The organism is Amycolatopsis sp. NPDC050768, from assembly GCF_040654155.1.
Lineage (GTDB): Bacteria > Actinomycetota > Actinomycetes > Mycobacteriales > Pseudonocardiaceae > Amycolatopsis.
Genome location: NZ_JBFAHL010000013.1, coordinates 276933 through 293233, shown reverse-complemented (window position 1 = coordinate 293233; position 16301 = coordinate 276933). Strand labels below are relative to the sequence as shown.

Sequence of the window (16301 nt, the reverse complement as noted above, 5' to 3'; positions counted from 1 at the left end):
TTGCCGGTCAGTAATCGTCACGTCCGGTGAACTGCTGCTCCAGCAACTCCGCCGACCCGGCCACCAGCTCCAGCGGGTCCGTGAACTCGTTGATGTCGAGGTTCACCAACGGCAACGAATGCCGCAGGACAACGTGCTCCCCCATCACCACGATCCCCCCGACCACGAGCGTGTGCCCCACCTCGGTCAGCACGTCGAGCAGGTCCACCTCGTCCACCCGCGCGAACGGCGTCGCGATCTGCACCCAGTCTTCCTTCTTGTCGAAGACCTCGTGCGCGACCACCACCACCTGCGCGCGCCCGGTCGTCTCCGCATCCTCCCCGAACGCCATGCGAATCCGCACCTCGTCGGGCTCCTCCCGGATCACCCGGTACTCCTGCCTCATGAACGCGACCAGATCGGCCCATCCCGCCACGCGGCTTCCTCCGTTTCGTGAGGGAACAGGGGGAAGCGTAGTGAAGGTCCGACGGTCGGGCTGGGAGTGTCTCCAATGTCCGTTTCTAGGCTGAGCGCTTCGGCTCGTACTTCATCGCGACCGCACCGGACTCGAACTCCGCCCGGTCCACCAGCCGCAGGTCGAGGTACTCGGGCAACCCTGCGAACAACGTCGGCCCGTGGCCCGCCACGCGAGGATGTACGACGAACTCGTACTCGTCGATCAGCCCCAGCTCTGCCAGTGCCATCGGCAGCTTCACGCCACCCGTGTAGATCCCTTCGCCCGGCTCTGCTTTGAGACGCCGGACTGCCTCACCCAGATCCCCGCGCACAAGCTCGGCGTTCCAGTCCACCTGCTCCAGTGTGCCCGACACGACGTACTTCTTCGCCGCACCGATCGTCTCCGCAAACGGCAACATCCACTCCGGCATCGCCGGATCCGGCTCCCGCCAGGCGGCTTCCATCATCTCGTAGATCACCCGCCCGAAGAGCAGCGCATCCGCCCGCCCGATAACCCCGGTCGCATGCCGATGGATCTCCTCATCGGGCGTACCCGCCCGATGATCACAACACCCGTCGAGGGTGATGTTGATCGAATACCTCAAAGGCCTCATCACGACAACCTACCCCCGGCCGACCCAGACGAGCGCGTAGTTTCTTCTAAAGAAGCTTCCAAGCCCCTGTCAAAGTCTCGCGGAGGATTTGTTCCATCTCGTCGAATTCCTTCTGACCGCAGATCAGCGGCGGAGACAACTGGATGACTGGCTCAGCGCGGTCGTCGGCACGGCAGTAAAGGCCTGCTTCGAAGAGGGCGTCGGAGAGGTAGCCTCGCAGGACCCGTTCGGATTCCTCCGACGTGAAGGTTTCCTTCGTGGCCTTGTCCTTCACCAGCTCGATCCCATAAAAGAACCCCGCACCTCGGACATCACCGACGATCGGGAGATCCAGCAGCCGGTCAAGCGTGGAACGGAAAGCTGATTCCTGAGCAAGGACATGACCGTAAATGCCCTCACGTTCGATCAGATCCAGGTTGGCCAACGCCACAGCACACGAAACCGGATGGCCACCATAAGTGGAGCCATGCATGAACGTCGTCGACCCGGTCTCAAACGGCTCCATCAACCGGTCACTCGCGAGCACCGCACCCAGAGGAGCATAACCGGACGTGAGCCCCTTGGCCGTGGTGATGATGTCGGGCTGATATCCATACCGCTTGGCCGCGAAGTCATACCCGACCCGACCGAACGCACAAATCACCTCATCCGAAACCAGCAACACATCATGCCGGTCACAGATCTCTCGAACCTGCTCGAAGTACCCGGGCGGGGGGACAAAACAACCACCGGTGTTCTGCACCGGCTCGAGGAACACCGCGGCAACCGTATCCGCACCTTCGAACTCGATGGCCTGCTCGATCTGATCAGCCGCCCACCGACCATAAGCCTCGTAGTCATCAGCATGCTCAGGAGCACGGTAGAAGTTCGTATTGGGCACCCGCAACGTACTAGGCACCAACGGTTCGAAGTCCGCCTTCGCACCAGGAATGCCGGTGATCGACAACGCCCCCTGGGAAGTGCCGTGATACGCGAGCGCGCGGCTGATCACCTTGTGCTTGGTCGGCTTGCCGACGATCTTGAAGTACTGCTTGGCCAGCTTCCAAGCCGTCTCCACGGACTCACCACCGCTGACGGTGAAGAAGACCCGGTTCAGATCCCCGGGCGCGGCAGCCGTGAGACGCTCGGCCAACTCGATCGCCGGCGGGTGAGCGTGACCCCACAGCGGGAAGTACGCGAGTTGCTTCGTCTGCCGGGCCGCCGCTTCCGCAAGCTCGTCACGGCCGTGACCGACCTGGACGGCAAACAGACCGGCGAGCCCGTCGAGGTAACGCTTGCCGCGGGAGTCCCAGATGTACGCACCTTCCCCACGCACGATCACGGGGACCTCCGAGGACTCGAAGCCCGAGTGGCGCGTGAAGTGCAGCCAGAGATTCTCGCGCGCGGACTCGGCCAGGCCGGTCGCGGCGGCGGCGTTGGGTTCGGCGGTGGTGGTCATGGCTCCTCGCAAGCGGACCTCGAAGTACCGGGCACGCATGGCGGTGCGAACCGGCCGGACCTATTCGTTATCGCACGAGTTGACCATTAGATGCAAGCGGATCAGTCGCGAAGAAGACCAGTGTCGACTAATTCCAGGCCATCGAGAACGACAGGACTTCGGATTTAGTCGTCCTAGATCAGCGAGTGCCCCACTGGTACGACTGCTTGCGCAGCTTCAGGTACACGAGCGTCTCCGCGGTGCGGACGCCCGGGAGCGTGCGGATGCGGTTGGAGATCAAGTCCAGCAGGGCCTCGTCGTCGGCGCACACGGCTTCGCACAACACGTCGAAGCGGCCGGCGCAGAGCACGACGTAGTCGATTTCCGCCATCTCCGCGAGCGCGTCCGCGACGGGCTCGAGCGGGCCGTCCACGGTGATCGCCACCATGGCCTGACGCAAAAGCCCTACCTGCAAGGGATCCGACACCGCGACGATCTGGATCACCCCGGAATCGGACAGGCGCTGCACGCGCTGGCGCACCGCGGCCTCCGACAGGCCGACGGCCTTGCCGATCGTCGCGTAGGCGCGGCGGCCGTCCTCCTGAAGCTGAGCGATGATCTTCTTCGAGATGTCGTCGATCACCGGCGGCGCGGGCCGGGGGTGGTTCGGTTCCTGGCTGGTCACCCCCCGGATCATCCCCGACCCGCCCGACGCCCGGCAAGCCAGTGCGTGAGCCGTTGAACGCGACCGTCCACAGTGCGACAGGCGACGGATTTAGTCGTCTTGACGGCGTTGACAACACCGAATCAGTGCTGTTCCATCCGTCGAAACATCGCGCCGCCGACGGAGGGACATCGCCCCAATGCCCCCTGATCCGGCTCTCGCCGAGTCCACCACGACGGCCGATTACCTCGCCCCGATCGTGCACCTCGACCCCTCGCCGGCCGGCGCCGCGGTGATGCTGGCGTCGACTGTCATGGGGCTGGCGAACCTGCGCTCCAACGCGTGGATCACCGGCGTGTTCCTCGCCATCGAGCTCATCGCCGTGGTGGTCGTGTCGTGCTCGGGTTCGCGCACGCCGACCGCTCGCGAACGGTGCTGTGGACGCTCGGCATCAGCGCGCTCGTCATCCTCGTCCCCGTCGTCGCCATCACGCTCGCCGACACCGGCTCCCTGGGCGACGTCGACCTCACCGCCCTGGTCGTGAGCTGGAGCGGCTCGACGCTCGGCACCGTCATCAGCCTCTGCATCGCCGCCGCGATCGTGAACGCGGTGATCGTGATGGTCATCCAGAACTCGCGCGTGCTCTACGCGTCGGGCCGCGACCGCGCCTGGCCGGACCCGGTGAACCGTGCCCTGAGCGTGGTCAGCTCCCGCTTCGGCTCGCCGTGGGTCGCGACGCTCGTGGTGGGCCTGTCGGAGGCCGTGCTGTGTTTCGTCCCGGTCGAGACGCTGAGCGGCGTCACGGGTGTCGCCGTGGTCGCGCTCTACCTGGCCATCGCGATCACCGTGCTCGGCGCCCGCCGCGCTGCCCACCGCGGCCCGCACGTCTGGCGGATGCCGGGCTGGCCCGTGATCCCGGTGGTCGTGGTGCTGGCACTGGGGTACGTGCTCGTCGAGCAGACCGTGCTGGACCTGGGCATCACGGCCGCTGTGCTCGTGATGTCGGGCGTGTACTGGCTTTGCTACCTGCGTCGGCGTTCCGGCCGGTGGCTGGTGACGGTTCCCGGCCACTGACCCGTCAGGTGATCGGGAAGTTGCGGTTGAAGACGCCGTCCGGGTCCCATTCCGCCTTGAGCGCGCGCAGTTTCGTGAGCACCGGCTCGGGGAACGCGTCGAGGAGGCGTTCGGGGCGGGTGTCCGTCTCGAAGCTCAGGTACATGCCGTCCAAGTGCGCGCGGAAGCCGTCCCAGTGGCGGTCCATCCTCTCGCGCAACGCGGGGGCGGTAGTAGCCAGCACGGAGAAGTTCTGCGTGCGGTGCGAGTAGGCCGTGGCGTCGGCCGGCTGGTCGTTCACCGCGCCGCCGGCAGAGCGGAACTGGACCATGAGGATGTCACCCGAAGCCAGGAGATCGGCGACGGCGTTCGCGACCGGCGAGGTCACGTGCGTGAGCAGACCGCTGCGCGTGTCGGACAGGCCTTGGCCGTGGTGCGGACTGTGGTGGGCCACCATGATCGCCGCGTACGGCACGAGCTGCGCCTGCTGCGCGAGCACCGGGCCGACGTCGAGGAAACGGCTGAAGACCTCCTGCGCGGCTTCGACGTCGTCGTTGGCGTAGATCAGGGTGATCTGCGCGGTGGGCGCGCTTCGGCGGCGCCCGGGCAGCAGAGCCAGGAAGCTGCTCAGCTCGCGCGGCGCGTGCTCGACGATCGTGGCCCAGGCTTCCAGCAGGCCCGCGGTGTCGGTGGCGTCCACGGTGAGGTTGGCGAACGCGACATTGTCCACTTCGTACGCTTCGAGCTCGAACGCCGTGACCACACCGAAGTTGCCGCCCGCGCCGCGGAGGGCCCAGAACAGGTCCGGGTAGTGGGCGGCATCCACGCGCAGCACCCGACCGTCGGCGACCACCAGCTCGGCCGCGACGACGTGGTCGATGGTGAGCCCGTACTTCCGCGCCAGGTACCCGAGACCGCCGGCGGTGGCGAGGCCGCCGACCCCGACGTCGCCGTAGTCACCGGAGCTCATCGCGAGGCCTTCACGCGCCAGCACCTGCGCGACGTCGCCCCACCGCGCGCCCGGCTCGAGGCGCACCAAGCGTTTCGCGCGATCCAGGACCTCGACGGCGTTCATGCGGCCCAGGTCGAGCACGATCCCGCGGTCGAGCGTCGATCGACCGCTGATGCCGTGGCCACCGCTGCGCACGGCCAACGTCAGGTTTTGCCGACGCGCGAAGGCCAGTGTGTCCACCACGTCCTGTGTGGACCGAGCGCGGACCACCAGGTTCGGCGACCCCGTGCGCACATACGTGTGCCGTACCTGCTCGTACGCAGAATCCCCCGGCTCTACCGCCTTGCCCGCCAACGATGACGGCAGCGCGTCGTAGTCCACCCCATGGTGCCGCTGAGCCAACGCAGCCGCCGAGCGCACCCCACTGCGTTCCTTCTCCACGGCCTCCCGCACCGCCGGCGCGACGTCCTCGCCGAGGATCCGCATCACGCGCGGATCGTCACCGCCGAAGAGGAAGCCGGTGATGCCGACGTCGAGGATCAGCGGCAGCAGCTCGTCGACCCACTGTTCGGGCGGCCCCTGCAGAAACCCTTGCCGTGTGGGCGAGAAGCCGACGTTCATCACGTTCAGCAGCCGCCGCACCGCCGCCGGGTCGCGCCCGGCTTCGGCGGCGGCGTGGTCGATGCGCTTGATCGCCTCGGTGAGGCCGGGGTTCCGGAGGTACTCGTAGGTGGGCAGCCAGCCGTCGGCCGCGCGGCCGGTGAGGGCGAGCATGCGTGGCTGGTACGCACCGAGCCAGATGCCGATGTCGTGCGCCGGCCGCGGGCCTCGCTTGAGGCCCGGGACCTGGTAGTGCTTGCCGTCGTGGCGCAGCGGGCCGGAAGCGCCGGTGTCCCAGATACCGCGCATGACGTCGATGGCCTCCGTCAGCGCCTCGATCGACTCGCCCGTGCTGCGGCGCCGGCCGGTCATCCGGAACGCGGCGTCGGCGAACGCACCCGCGCCCAGCCCCAGCTCGAAACGCCCACCGGACAACAAGTCCAGCGACGCCGCCGCCTTCGCCAGCACCTGCGGCGGGCGCAGCGGCAAGTTGGTGACGTTCGCCGCGACCCGCAGCTTCGTCGTCCTCGCCGCGAGCCAGGTCAGCAGCGTTTGCGTGTCGAGGTGGCCGGCGTTGTAGGGGTGGTCCTGCACGGTCACCAGGTCCAGCCCCGCGCGTTCGGTCTCGATCGCCAGGTCGACGACGTGCTCGGGGTGGTGCGCGTCGGGCGTCAGAAAGGTCCCGAACAGCAGGTCGTGCATGGGTTGCCGCCTTCTCGTCTGTGCTGCAACTTATCTAATCTACAACTCATCTGTTTGACAACCTATTCCCAGGCAAGCGTCAACCGCGCAAGGAGGGCGAGAAGGATCAGCGCAGAGCTTCGGAGACGGTGCGGCACGAGTCCGCCACCGGGTCTTGCTCGTGGATCAGGCACGCGGCCTGGTAGGTGAGGTTCTGGAACAACGCACGCTGCTCAGCGGTCAGCCCGCCCAGCACGGCTTCCTCCACGGCGGCGACGCGGCGCTCGGCGTCGGCCAGCGCTTCGCGGCCCTGGGCCGTGGCGACGATGCGGCGCACCCGGCGGTCTTCCGGCGCGGGCTTGCGTTCGACGAGATCCGCGGCGACGAGCTCGTCGATGAGGTAGGTCATCACCGTGCGGTCGATGCCGAGGTGCGCGGCGAGCGCGGCTTGGGTCGGGATGTCGGCGTGGACGACGGCGCCCAGGACCTGGAAGCCGCGCGGACCTTGGGGCAGGCCGGCGAGGACGTGGTCGACCTCGCCGTTCCAGCGGCGTAGCACCGTGCCCAGCGCCCAGCCCAGGTTGCCGGCCGGCCGGTCTTCGGGCCCGTGTGTCGCCATGTTTCGAGATTACCTCTCGCGCTCACGCGGCGAGCGCGGCCGGCGTGCCGAGCGACGCGGCGACCCGGGCGATGAACTCGGCGTTGGACTTCGTGGTGCGGACCTGGTCGAGGAACTGCTCGGTCGCGCGCTTGGGGTCCTGGCCGGACAGGGCGCGGCGGACCTCGTTCATGACCTGCAGCTCCGCGGCCGGCACGAGCAGCTCGTCGCGGCGGGTGCCGGAGCCGAAGAGCTCCACAGCGGGGAACACGCGGTTGTCGGCCAGCACGCGGTCGAGCCGCAGCTCGGAGTTGCCGGTGCTCTTGAGCTCCTCGAAGAACACGGTGTCGGCGAGCGAGCCGGTGCCGACGAGCGCCGTGGCGATGATCGTGAGCGAACCGCCGTCCTCGATGTTGCGCGCGGCGCCGAGGATCTTCTTCATCGGGTGCAGCGCACTGGCGTCGACACCACCTGAGAGGACACGGCCCGACGTGCGAGCGGCGAGGTTGTAGGCGCGGCCGAGGCGGGTGAGCGAATCGAGCAGCAGCACGACGTCGCGGCCGCTTTCCACGAGCCGCTTGGCGCGCTCGACGGCCAGCTCGGCCACGGCCACGTGCTCGGCCGGCTTGCGGTCGAACGTCGACGCGACCACTTCACCGCGCACCGACCGCTGCATGTCGGTGACCTCCTCGGGCCGCTCGTCGGCGAGCAGCACCATGAGGTGCACGTCGGGGTGGTTCACGGCCACGGCTTGCGCGATCGCCTGCAGCACCGACGTTTTCCCGGTCCGGGGCGGCGCCACGATCAATGCGCGCTGCCCCTTGCCGACGGGCGCGACGAGGTCGAGCACGCGGGTGGTGAGCTGATGGCGGGTGGTTTCGAGGACGAGGCGCCGGTCGGGGTGCACCGGCGTGAGCCGTTCGAACTCCGGGCGGTTCTGCGCCGGAGGAGCACCGTTGACCGAGACGACCTGCTCGCCGTCGACGACGATCTCGTCGCCGCGCCGCAGGTTGTGCTTGCGGATCAGTCCAAAGGGGACGGACGGACCGCCCGGCGCGTAGCCGAGGGTGGCGGTCTTGCCCTGGATGTCGAGAATTCCTTGGTATGACATGGTTTTGACTCCTTGAAGGATGGAAAGCGTCTCTCGGTGAGATCGCGAAACGAGCGAACGCCGCATCGAGGCGACGCAGCTTTCGTGAAAGTTGAGAACTCCCCCGGGCGGCCGTGCCGGCATCCATGGGGATCGAGATGAGCATAGCGCAAGGGCGCCGAGGACCACAACACGCTATAATCGCGGCGACGGAGAAAGGGGGACGTCGCCATGTACACGCTGCTGCACCTTGCTTCACCACTGCATCTGGCGTTCCCCGCCGTCCACGTCTTCGACCAAGCCGGCCCGGCCGCGATCCTCGCGTTCGCCTCCGTGGTGGCCGCGAGCCTGCTCGTGGTCCTGGTCGTCAGCAACGCCAACCGCGGTGAGCTGGCCGCGTGGACCATCCCGGTCCGCGCCCGCCGCACCGCGCTGAACCAGCGCGCCCGTCGCGCGGCTTTCCTGCGGCTGCGCGATCCCGGCGCTCCCGGCCGAAGCCGGCCCCGCGCACCCGGGTGGCACTCCCCGGCTGCGTAACCCCTTTCCAGGTCAGTCCGATCAGGACGGTCCGCAGCCGATTCCGCCTGCCCTGAACCGGCTTTCCCCTGGAGTGCTGTCATGCCCGAAATCTTCGACGTGCCCGTCGCCGGCGCGTACCACCTCGTCCACTGGCTCGCCTCGGCGACCGAACCACTCACCGGCTCGTTCGCGGCCGCCGCCGCGATCGTGCTGTTCACCGTCGCCGTGCGGCTGCTGCTCGTACCGTTCGCCCGGGCTGCGGCTCGCGGTCAGCAGGCCCGCACCGCGTTGGCCCCGGAAATCCGCAAACTGCAGGAGAAGCACGGCAAAAACCGCGAAAAGCTCGCGGCGGAGATGGCGAAACTCCAGCAGGAGTCGGGCACGTCGATGTTCGTCGGGTGCCTGCCGATGCTCGCGCAGCTGCCGTTCTTCTGGGTGATGTACCACCTCTTCAGCACGGCCGTGATCTCCGGCGCACCCAACGCCCTGCTCGGCAGCACGTTGTTCGGCATCACCCTCGGCGCCCACGGACTGGCGGCGGCACCGGTCGTGTTCGTGGTGGCCGGCCTGCTCGCCGTGGTGGCGTGGTTCTCGATCCGGTGGCAGGACCGCCAGCGCGACCTCACCGCTCCCGGCGCTCGGTTCCTGCGCCTCCTGCCTTATGGAACAGTCGCGGTCACCGCTTTTGTTCCCTTGGCCGCTTCGCTGTACCTGCTGACGACTACGACGTGGACGGTGGTGGAGCGAGCGGTGCTGTATCGGGTGGGCTGAACTCACGACGCCGGGGTCCCCTGGTGCGGGGTCGCATCAGGGGACCTCGGGGTTCGTGGCAGTGCTTAGGCAGCCCGTCGAGGGCTGGCCTTAAGGCATCCGAGAAGTGCGGCGAAGCCGGCGGCCGGTACTTCGAAGAATCCTCCGTCAGGGTCCTTGCTGTCCCGGATGAGCCGCAGCTCGGCTTCTTCGGCCACCTCGACGCAGTTGTTGTTCTCCCCGCCGGAATAGCTACTCTTCCGCCACTTTCGTTCGTCCATTGCTCTCTAGCGCCCTTATACGTCGATCGAGAAGATCCCTCGTGTCATCGGTTGACAACGCGAGTTTCCGGGCGTCCTTGTGACTGGCAGTGAAGCGCCCGGTGTCTTTGGGGTCCTCGTACCATCGTCCGCCACCGGGAAACTCGATGTACAGACCGGGCGGGGCGTCGGACTCCTCGTAGTAGACGATGTTGTAGCCGCCCGAGAGCAACCCATAAGCGCCCTGCTTGTGTTCGACCACTCGAACCGTCACGTTCGGGTATTTCATGACCGCGAGCACGCTGCGCAGCTGTTCCGTGGTCACTTGAGGACCGCCGACGCACCCATTGACGACCGCCTCGTCGATCAGGAATTCCACCTTCAGCGGCCGAGGATCATCGGGCGACAAGCGTTCTTGGCGTTCCAGGCGAACCTTGATCAAGCTCTCGGTCTTCGTCTTCGGATCGTTGAAATGCGGAGCGGCGTCGAAGAGGGCCGCGGTGTAGGCCCGAGTCTGGAGCAGAGCAGGCCACATGGTTCGCTCGCACACCCAGAGCTCGACCCCATCACGCTCAGCGGCGAGGTACCGGCGGAACTCGCTTGGTGCACCCGGAGGCAGACGAGCCGGCGGCGGTTCCTCATCGGCAACCTTGAAGAGACGCTCCGCTTCGGCGCTCTGGTCGGCGTCCGCCCCGTAGTACCTGCACATGTCCCGTACCACGGAGACCTTCATGAGGACGTCGCCGTTCTCATACCGGGTGACCGATGGCGCGGAAATGCCCAGGTACTCGGCAACCTCGACCACTGAACACTTGCCCACGTCCTTGCGCAGGAACGTCAGGTAGGCGCCCAGGAGGCGTCGCGCACGGGTGCGGGTCTGAGCCATGCGCGCAGCATAGCGTTCGGCAGATATCGTGCATGTGCACAAATTTTTACTTGCATCGTGTACATGCATAGGTTTACTGTTCACGTGCTGGCCCGGTCACCGCCCGTGAAGAGCTGCTTCCGATCCCGGCAGTGAAGAGCAGCTCTTCATCGTCACCGGCCAGCCGACGGCAGGCGGGGTCCACTGTTCACAAGGTGGGCCTCGCCTGCCCGACCACTCGACGAGCAGCGTGGGAAGGGACGAGGCATGACCATCTCCGTGGACGACTACACAGGCCAGGGCTTGGTGTCCGAAGAGCTGTTCGAGCAGCTCACGCGACGGATCGTCAAGGAACAGGGGATGTCCGCCGAGTTCGCGGCCCGCATCGTGGACCAAGCCTTGGCGTTCCTCGCGGCCTGTGCCCGGCCGGAGGCACCGCTCTCGCCGAGCAGCACCATCGACATCGGATGGCACGCGTTCATCCTCTACACGAAGGAATACGCGGATTTCTGCGACGGGATCGCCGGGCACTTCCTGCACCACGACCCGACACCGCTCGGCGTGACACCGAAGGGTTTTTCTCCGCAGAAGAACGTCGACCGCTCGATCCGGGCAATGCGTGACGCCGGGTTCGCGGTCGACTTGGCGCTTTGGGATGCGTCGGCGAGGTGCTCCCAGTGCCAGCAGGGCTGCACCCACTCCGGGGGCAACACCGGGTGCCATCACCGGTCGGTGCAAACGGAGACAATCACCTCGTGATCGAACGGTACGGATGGGACGCCCTACCGGAGCCTGTCCGGGGTGTGATCCGACAGCACCTCGGACAGCCAACGGTTCTTCGCGAAGTCGAGCACGGGCAGAACTGCAATCTGGCGCTCGTCGTCAAAAACGACCGCGGGACTGCCTTCCTCAAGGGCGTGCGGGGTGTCAGTCCCCGGATGCGGTGGCTGCGCAACGAGGCCACGGCCGGCGAGCTGGCCACCGGGCTCGCCCCGGCGACCCGGTTCTGTGAGGACGTCGATCCGGACTGGCTCGTCGTAGGCTTCGAGTACCTTTCCGGCCGCCCGGCCGTTCTGGCTCCCGACTCCGCCGATCTGCCGCTGATCGCGGAGACTGTGACCAGGATCAGCGAGTTCGACGGCGGCACCGCTCAACCGCTCAGCGCGCGGTGGGCGGCGGCGGACTGGTGGACCAAGCTGGCCGAGGTCGCTTCGGAGGACGTCGTCGGCTGGGATCTCGACGAGGTGACGGAGTGGAGCCGGCGAGCGGCCCGGCTCGTCAGCGGAAGCACGTTGCTGCACACGGATCTCCACGAACACCAGTTCATGATCGACGACAAGACCGGTCGGGTCCGAGTGATCGACTGGGGTCGGCCCGCTTCCGGAGCCGCCTGGGTGGATGTCGCCTTACTGGTCATCCGTCTCATCGCCGCAGGTCACCGACCAGCTGAAGCAGAACAATGGGCGACCGCCGTGCCGAGCTGGAAGACCGCGACGAAAGAAGCCTTGACGGCGTTCGCGTGCTACGTCGCTGGTTTGTGGACCTACCGCGGTGTCACGAGTCCCTTCACCGGCTCCACCGAGCTCAGTTTCGCGGCGAAAGACTACGCCGCTCACAGGTTGACCAGCTGGAATGTGCGGCCACGCCGTGTGTAGAAAGAAGGTTCGTCGTGCGGGACACGCAAACTCTCAGCCCACGGGTCAGGATCCTCGGCGCCAGCTTGCGCGAAGCTCGCCAGGCTGCCCGGTTCGGCCTGCGTGAACTGGCGCGCCGCCTGGACGTGAATCCTTCGATCCTCGCGCACTGGGAGCACGGCACCCGAACTCCCGATTCGGAAGAGGTGTCACGGGTGCTCGGCGCGCTCGGCGTGCGACGCGACCAGGCCCGGCACATCCTCAACCTCGCACGCGGACTCTCCGACCCGAACTCGATCACCTTCGGGTCGAAGGCCGCCCTGGGCCACCACCTGGCCGAGACCGCGCACGAGGCCGTCGCAACCGCGATGACGATCTGGAGCCCCCTGCTCATCCCGCCTCTGTTGCAGATCCCCGATTACCTCCGCGCAACGGTGAAGGCCGCGCTGCCGACCGTCGTCGCCCGTGAGGCCTACCTCGCCGAATTCCTCGAACGACGGACGTCTTCTCCCGCAGGAACCCGCGTGCCTGTCGACGTGTTCGTCGGGGCGGCCGCGTTGCAAGAGACCGTCGACAACGACGACACGATGGTGCGCCAGCTGCGGTTCCTCGGTGACACCACGGCCATCAACGCCGCCGTGACCATTCGACTCGTGCCGAGCGACGTTGGTTTCCACCCCGGGCTGGCGGGCGCGTTCACCTTGTTCACGATGCCGCAAGGCGATCCCATCGTCCGGTGCGACGCCTATGACACCTCGGTCTTCCTCGTCGACAAGCGCGGCCACTATCGAACCGCCGCCGAGAACCTCGATGCGCGAGGACTTTCGCACGAAGACTCAGTTGCAGCACTCGAAGCGTGCGTCGCGGAGCGGGAATCGCGCGTGCGACAGGATATTTCCGAAGTGTCGAGCAACGCGGAAGACGGGTTGTGGGCGCAGTTGATGACGAGGTAGGGATCGGATCAGCCGAGCCGCAGGCCCGGCGGCAGTCGCAGGTCCGTCACCGTCCCGTCGGCGGCCACAGTGACGTCCAGCGTGCCCCCGGCCAGTGGCAGGTCCGTCACGCGCAGGGCGCCCACTGGGCTCGGCCGCGGCGGGTCGAGGGTGACCACGCCGGCGGGCACGTCGACGCGCAGGCCCAGGAACGTGACCAGCAACGTCACCGCGGAGGCCGCCGCCCAGGCCTGGGGGCGGCACGACGCGGGGTAGGGCAGCGGAGACGACACGTCGTCCGAGCCGTAGCCCGAGAACAGCTCCGGCAGGCGGTTGTCGAAGCCGCCGGCCGCGTGCACGAGCTGCAGCCCGAGCGAAGCGGCGCGCGATGACTGGCCCGCCGCGTGCAGGCCGCGGACGACGACGGCCGTGTCGTGGGGCCAGACGGAGCCGCAGTGGTAGCTCAGCGGCGAGAAGCCGCCCGCGGTCAAGGACATCGTGCGCAGGCCGAAGCCGGCGGCCATCGACGGGTGGAGCAGCAACTCGCCGACCGAAGCGCTCTCGGCCGGGTCCAGGATGCCCGTGCCCAGGAGGTGCCCGATGTTGCTCGTCAGCGAATCCACCGGTTGCTTCGCGCCGTCCAGGGCCAGGGCCGGGAAGTGGCCGTCCGAAGTGGACACCCAGAAGTGCGAGCGGAAGCGCGAGCGCAAGGCCTCGGCCCACGAAAGCAGGCCGTCAGCCGGTTCGCCGAGCGAGGCGAGCAGCTCGGCGGCGTGGACGGCTGCCTCGTATTGATAGCCCTGCACCTCGGACAGCGCGACGGGCGGTTTGGCGATCGTGCCGTCGGCGAAGCGCACGGCGTCGCCCGAGTCCTTCCAGCCCTGGTTGGCCAGGCCGCGGCCGCTTTCGTCGAGGTACTCCGCGAAGCCGTCGCCGTCGGTGTCGGACAGGCCGGTGATCCAGAACAACGCGGCGCGCAGGTTCGGCAGCAGCGCGCGGACCTCGGCCTCGGGCAGGCCCCAGCGCCAGGCGTCGTACAGCAGGCCGACCCACAGGGCGGTCGCGTCGACGGTGCCGTAGTAGCGCGCGGGCAGCGACATGCCGTGGACCTCGAAGCCGGCGCGACGGCGTTCGTGCAGAATCTTGCCGGGCGCCTCGCCGGTCGCCGGGTCGTGGCGCTCGCCCTGGGCCCGCGCGAGCGTGCGCAGCGTGCCGCCCGCCAGCGAAAGCGATAGCGGCAACGCCAGGCGCGCAGCCCAGAGGCTGTCGCGGCCGAAGAGCGTGAAGAACCACGGCGCACCAGCACCGGCGAACACGTCACCCGGGTGCTCGCGTTCGGCCAGCAGCAACGCGTCGAGGTCGTCGAGCGAACGGTTGAGCAACGCGGTGAACCGCCGGTCGTCGGCCTCCACCACGGGCGTCGGCAGCCGCGCGGCCGAGCCCGGCACGAAGGGCGCTTCCGGGTCCGTGGCGGTCAGCGTCCAGTGCAGCTCCACGCGGTCCTCGACGCGCACCCGCCACTTCACCAGAACGCGAGCACCGTCCACAGTGGTCCCGCCGTCGGTGGCGACCACGGCCTTGACCAGGCCCTGCTCCCACCGCACGCCACCGTCGACGCGCACCGGCTCCAGCGGGACCGTCGAGCCGCCGGACTTGATCACCTCGATCGACGCGAAGTCCGCCGCCAGCGCGAGCTCGACCACGCACTCCACGGCCTCGGACGCCGACGACACCAGCTCCAGCTTCTCCGTCACCCCGCTCGCCGTGACGCGGCGGTGGCGGCGCAGCCACACCGTCGGGTCCGGGCCGGGGTTGCCGAGGTGGCGCACCAGCCCGGTGAAGGTGCCGCGGTCCGCCGCCGGCTCCTCGAAGCCGATCGGTTCGGGCTCGTGACCGTCGACGGTCACTACCGCTTCGCTCACCAACCGCAGGTCACCGTGCAGCAGACCCTGCGTGCCGTTGCCGCGGATCTGCCCGTCGCGACCGGAGAGGACGACGGTCGGCGCGCGCAGGGCGATCGCGAGGTCGTGGAGCAGCGGCTGCATGGAAACGTCCTCCGGTGGGGTCGGGTGCCTTCGATTTGATCGATCAAACCGGGTTCGTGTCAAGTTGGATTGAAGTCTTGACAGGTCAGCGGCCAACGTTCAGAGTAGCCGCCAGATTGAACGTTCAAATCTGCACCTCGATCGAGGTGCGGGACCAGGTCACCAGGAGGCGGGATGGCGCAGCGGGCCACGCTGAACTCGGTCGCGGAGGCCGCCTCCGTCTCGCGCCAGACCGTGTCGAACGTGATCAACTCGCCCGAGCTCGTGAGCCCGGAGACCCGCGAACGCGTGCTCGAGGCCATCGACCGCCTCGGCTACCGCCCGTCCACCGCGGCCCGCCAGCTGCGCACCGCGCGCTCGCAGATCATCGGCATGCGCATCGCGCCGGTGGGCAACGGCGTGAGCGGCGTGGTCCTCGACCAGTTCCTGCACTCGCTCACGGCCACGGCCGAGGAGTACGACCACCGGATCATGCTCTTCACCGCCGCCGACGACGAAGCCGAGACGCGCGCGTACGCCGATCTCATCGCTTCGGTTGGCGTCGACGGCTTCGTGCTCACCCACACCCACCACGACGACCTGCGCACCCGCTGGCTCAAGGAGCGCGAGCTGCCGTTCGTCACCTTCGGGCGGCCGTGGGGCGACGAGCGGGCGCACGGCTGGGTCGACGTCGACGGCGCCCGCGGCACCCGCCTGGCCACCGAGCACCTCGTGCGCCAGGGCCACCGCCGCATCGCGTTCGTCGGCTGGCCCGCGGGGTCCGAGACCGGTGACGACCGGCGCGCCGGCTGGGAGGCCGGGCTCGCCGCCGCCGGACTGGCGGACCGGCCGCAGATCCCCGTGTTCGACGGCGTGGAGGGCGGGCGCTCGGCCGCCGCCCGGCTGCTCGACGAGCCCGCCGCGCCCACCGCGTTCGTGTGCGCCAGCGACTCCCTCGCGCTCGGTGTGGTCGGCGAGCTGCGCGACCGCGGCCAGCGCCCCGGCGCCGACGCGTCCGTGATCGGTTTCGACGACACCCCGACCGCCGCCGTGCTCGGCCTGAGCTCCGTGGCGCAGCCCATCGCCGAAGTCGCCGCCGAATGCGTGCGCCAGCTGCGCGCGACGCTGCGCGGCACCGCCGGCCCCGAACCCGCCTCGACCCTGCTCGCCCCCCGGCTAGTGCTGCGCACAACCTGACCGCACGACCTGACCT

17 protein-coding genes are annotated in these 16301 nt (G+C 68.2%); 7 read left to right on the top strand and 10 right to left on the bottom strand.

The genetic code is table 11. The features are described 5' to 3' along the window. Positions 1-7: 7 nt before the first annotated feature. The 4 genes from AB0H62_RS33850 to AB0H62_RS33835 form a co-directional block, all read right to left on the bottom strand. The gene (locus tag AB0H62_RS33850; RefSeq protein WP_220243591.1) at positions 8-415 is read right to left on the bottom strand and encodes a YbjN domain-containing protein; all 408 of its coding nucleotides are present in this window, start codon (positions 413-415) and stop codon (positions 8-10) included. 85 nt (positions 416-500) lie between these two features. Next, complete coding sequence (locus tag AB0H62_RS33845; protein WP_360590615.1) at positions 501-1049, bottom strand: dihydrofolate reductase family protein; 549 nt, start codon at positions 1047-1049, stop codon at positions 501-503. Positions 1050-1095: 46 nt separating this feature from the next. After that, on the bottom strand, positions 1096-2487 hold the full coding sequence (locus AB0H62_RS33840) for an aspartate aminotransferase family protein (protein ID WP_360590614.1): 1392 nt from the start codon (positions 2485-2487) through the stop codon (positions 1096-1098). A gap of 178 nt (positions 2488-2665) precedes the next feature. Beyond that, the gene (locus AB0H62_RS33835) at positions 2666-3163 is read right to left on the bottom strand and encodes an Lrp/AsnC family transcriptional regulator (protein ID WP_220243594.1); all 498 of its coding nucleotides are present in this window, start codon (positions 3161-3163) and stop codon (positions 2666-2668) included. A gap of 363 nt (positions 3164-3526) precedes the next feature. On the opposite strand from AB0H62_RS33835, the gene AB0H62_RS33830 reads away from it, so the two are divergent. Further along, on the top strand, positions 3527-4204 hold the full coding sequence (locus AB0H62_RS33830) for an amino acid permease (protein WP_360590612.1): 678 nt from the start codon (positions 3527-3529) through the stop codon (positions 4202-4204). A gap of 4 nt (positions 4205-4208) precedes the next feature. Here the strand turns inward: AB0H62_RS33830 and AB0H62_RS33825 are convergent, their stop codons facing one another. The 3 genes from AB0H62_RS33825 to rho form a co-directional block, all read right to left on the bottom strand. Then, positions 4209-6437 (bottom strand): LLM class flavin-dependent oxidoreductase, encoded by a 2229-nt coding sequence (locus AB0H62_RS33825; RefSeq protein WP_360590610.1) that lies wholly within the window; start codon positions 6435-6437, stop codon positions 4209-4211. A 106-nt stretch (positions 6438-6543) separates the two neighbouring features. Beyond that, positions 6544-7035, bottom strand: a complete 492-nt coding sequence (locus AB0H62_RS33820; RefSeq protein ID WP_360590608.1) for a MarR family winged helix-turn-helix transcriptional regulator — start codon at positions 7033-7035, stop codon at positions 6544-6546. 22 nt (positions 7036-7057) lie between these two features. Further along, on the bottom strand, positions 7058-8125 hold the full coding sequence (gene rho / locus AB0H62_RS33815; protein ID WP_360590606.1) for a transcription termination factor Rho: 1068 nt from the start codon (positions 8123-8125) through the stop codon (positions 7058-7060). A 210-nt stretch (positions 8126-8335) separates the two neighbouring features. Here rho and AB0H62_RS33810 point away from each other — a divergent pair, with 210 nt between their 5' ends. Both AB0H62_RS33810 and yidC read left to right on the top strand, forming a co-directional pair. Beyond that, on the top strand, positions 8336-8641 hold the full coding sequence (locus AB0H62_RS33810; RefSeq protein ID WP_220243599.1) for a DUF6412 domain-containing protein: 306 nt from the start codon (positions 8336-8338) through the stop codon (positions 8639-8641). An 81-nt stretch (positions 8642-8722) separates the two neighbouring features. Continuing rightward, the gene (gene yidC / locus AB0H62_RS33805) at positions 8723-9394 is read left to right on the top strand and encodes a membrane protein insertase YidC (protein ID WP_220243600.1); all 672 of its coding nucleotides are present in this window, start codon (positions 8723-8725) and stop codon (positions 9392-9394) included. 65 nt (positions 9395-9459) lie between these two features. Here yidC and AB0H62_RS33800 read toward each other — a convergent pair whose 3' ends face one another. Together AB0H62_RS33800 and AB0H62_RS33795 are read right to left on the bottom strand one after the other, a co-directional pair. Then, positions 9460-9654, bottom strand: a complete 195-nt coding sequence (locus AB0H62_RS33800; protein ID WP_360590603.1) for a DUF397 domain-containing protein — start codon at positions 9652-9654, stop codon at positions 9460-9462. Then, positions 9626-10519 carry a helix-turn-helix transcriptional regulator gene (locus AB0H62_RS33795; protein WP_360590601.1) on the bottom strand — a complete coding sequence of 298 codons (894 nt, stop codon included), beginning with the start codon at positions 10517-10519 and terminating at the stop codon, positions 9626-9628. Before AB0H62_RS33795 ends, AB0H62_RS33800 begins: the two co-directional genes overlap by 29 nt. Positions 10520-10765: 246 nt before the next feature. Between AB0H62_RS33795 and AB0H62_RS33790 the strand changes: the two genes are divergently transcribed. From AB0H62_RS33790 to AB0H62_RS33780, 3 genes are read left to right on the top strand one after another with little or no spacing between them, the layout of a single operon-like run. Beyond that, a complete protein-coding gene (locus AB0H62_RS33790) occupies positions 10766-11257 on the top strand; it encodes a hypothetical protein (RefSeq protein WP_360590599.1) in 492 nt (163 codons plus the stop codon). Then, a complete protein-coding gene (locus tag AB0H62_RS33785) occupies positions 11254-12153 on the top strand; it encodes a phosphotransferase (RefSeq protein WP_360590597.1) in 900 nt (299 codons plus the stop codon). Before AB0H62_RS33790 ends, AB0H62_RS33785 begins: the two co-directional genes overlap by 4 nt. Then, the gene (locus tag AB0H62_RS33780; protein ID WP_360590595.1) at positions 12036-13085 is read left to right on the top strand and encodes a Scr1 family TA system antitoxin-like transcriptional regulator; all 1050 of its coding nucleotides are present in this window, start codon (positions 12036-12038) and stop codon (positions 13083-13085) included. Before AB0H62_RS33785 ends, AB0H62_RS33780 begins: the two co-directional genes overlap by 118 nt. Positions 13086-13093: 8 nt before the next feature. Here the strand turns inward: AB0H62_RS33780 and AB0H62_RS33775 are convergent, their stop codons facing one another. Continuing rightward, entirely contained in the window at positions 13094-15109 is a 2016-nt protein-coding gene (locus tag AB0H62_RS33775) for a glycogen debranching N-terminal domain-containing protein (protein ID WP_360590593.1), read from the bottom strand. Between the two features lie 174 nt (positions 15110-15283). Between AB0H62_RS33775 and AB0H62_RS33770 the strand changes: the two genes are divergently transcribed. After that, complete coding sequence (locus tag AB0H62_RS33770) at positions 15284-16285, top strand: LacI family DNA-binding transcriptional regulator (protein ID WP_220243605.1); 1002 nt, start codon at positions 15284-15286, stop codon at positions 16283-16285. Positions 16286-16301 lie beyond the last annotated feature (16 nt).

Excerpts from the sequence above, each read along its gene's own strand:
- AB0H62_RS33790 (WP_360590599.1), top strand. The coding sequence starts at position 10,766 with ATGACCATCTCCGTGGACGACTACACAGGCCAGGGCTTGGTGTCCGAA.
- AB0H62_RS33800 (WP_360590603.1), bottom strand. The coding sequence starts at position 9,654 with ATGGACGAACGAAAGTGGCGGAAGAGTAGCTATTCCGGCGGGGAGAAC.
- yidC (WP_220243600.1), top strand. The coding sequence starts at position 8,723 with ATGCCCGAAATCTTCGACGTGCCCGTCGCCGGCGCGTACCACCTCGTC.
- AB0H62_RS33795 (WP_360590601.1), bottom strand. The coding sequence starts at position 10,519 with ATGGCTCAGACCCGCACCCGTGCGCGACGCCTCCTGGGCGCCTACCTG.
- AB0H62_RS33840 (WP_360590614.1), bottom strand. The coding sequence starts at position 2,487 with ATGACCACCACCGCCGAACCCAACGCCGCCGCCGCGACCGGCCTGGCC.
- rho (WP_360590606.1), bottom strand. The coding sequence starts at position 8,125 with ATGTCATACCAAGGAATTCTCGACATCCAGGGCAAGACCGCCACCCTC.
- AB0H62_RS33810 (WP_220243599.1), top strand. The coding sequence starts at position 8,336 with ATGTACACGCTGCTGCACCTTGCTTCACCACTGCATCTGGCGTTCCCC.
- AB0H62_RS33835 (WP_220243594.1), bottom strand. The coding sequence starts at position 3,163 with ATGATCCGGGGGGTGACCAGCCAGGAACCGAACCACCCCCGGCCCGCG.
- AB0H62_RS33775 (WP_360590593.1), bottom strand. The coding sequence starts at position 15,109 with ATGCAGCCGCTGCTCCACGACCTCGCGATCGCCCTGCGCGCGCCGACC.
- AB0H62_RS33770 (WP_220243605.1), top strand. The coding sequence starts at position 15,284 with ATGGCGCAGCGGGCCACGCTGAACTCGGTCGCGGAGGCCGCCTCCGTC.
- AB0H62_RS33825 (WP_360590610.1), bottom strand. The coding sequence starts at position 6,437 with ATGCACGACCTGCTGTTCGGGACCTTTCTGACGCCCGACGCGCACCAC.
- AB0H62_RS33820 (WP_360590608.1), bottom strand. The coding sequence starts at position 7,035 with ATGGCGACACACGGGCCCGAAGACCGGCCGGCCGGCAACCTGGGCTGG.
- AB0H62_RS33845 (WP_360590615.1), bottom strand. The coding sequence starts at position 1,049 with ATGAGGCCTTTGAGGTATTCGATCAACATCACCCTCGACGGGTGTTGT.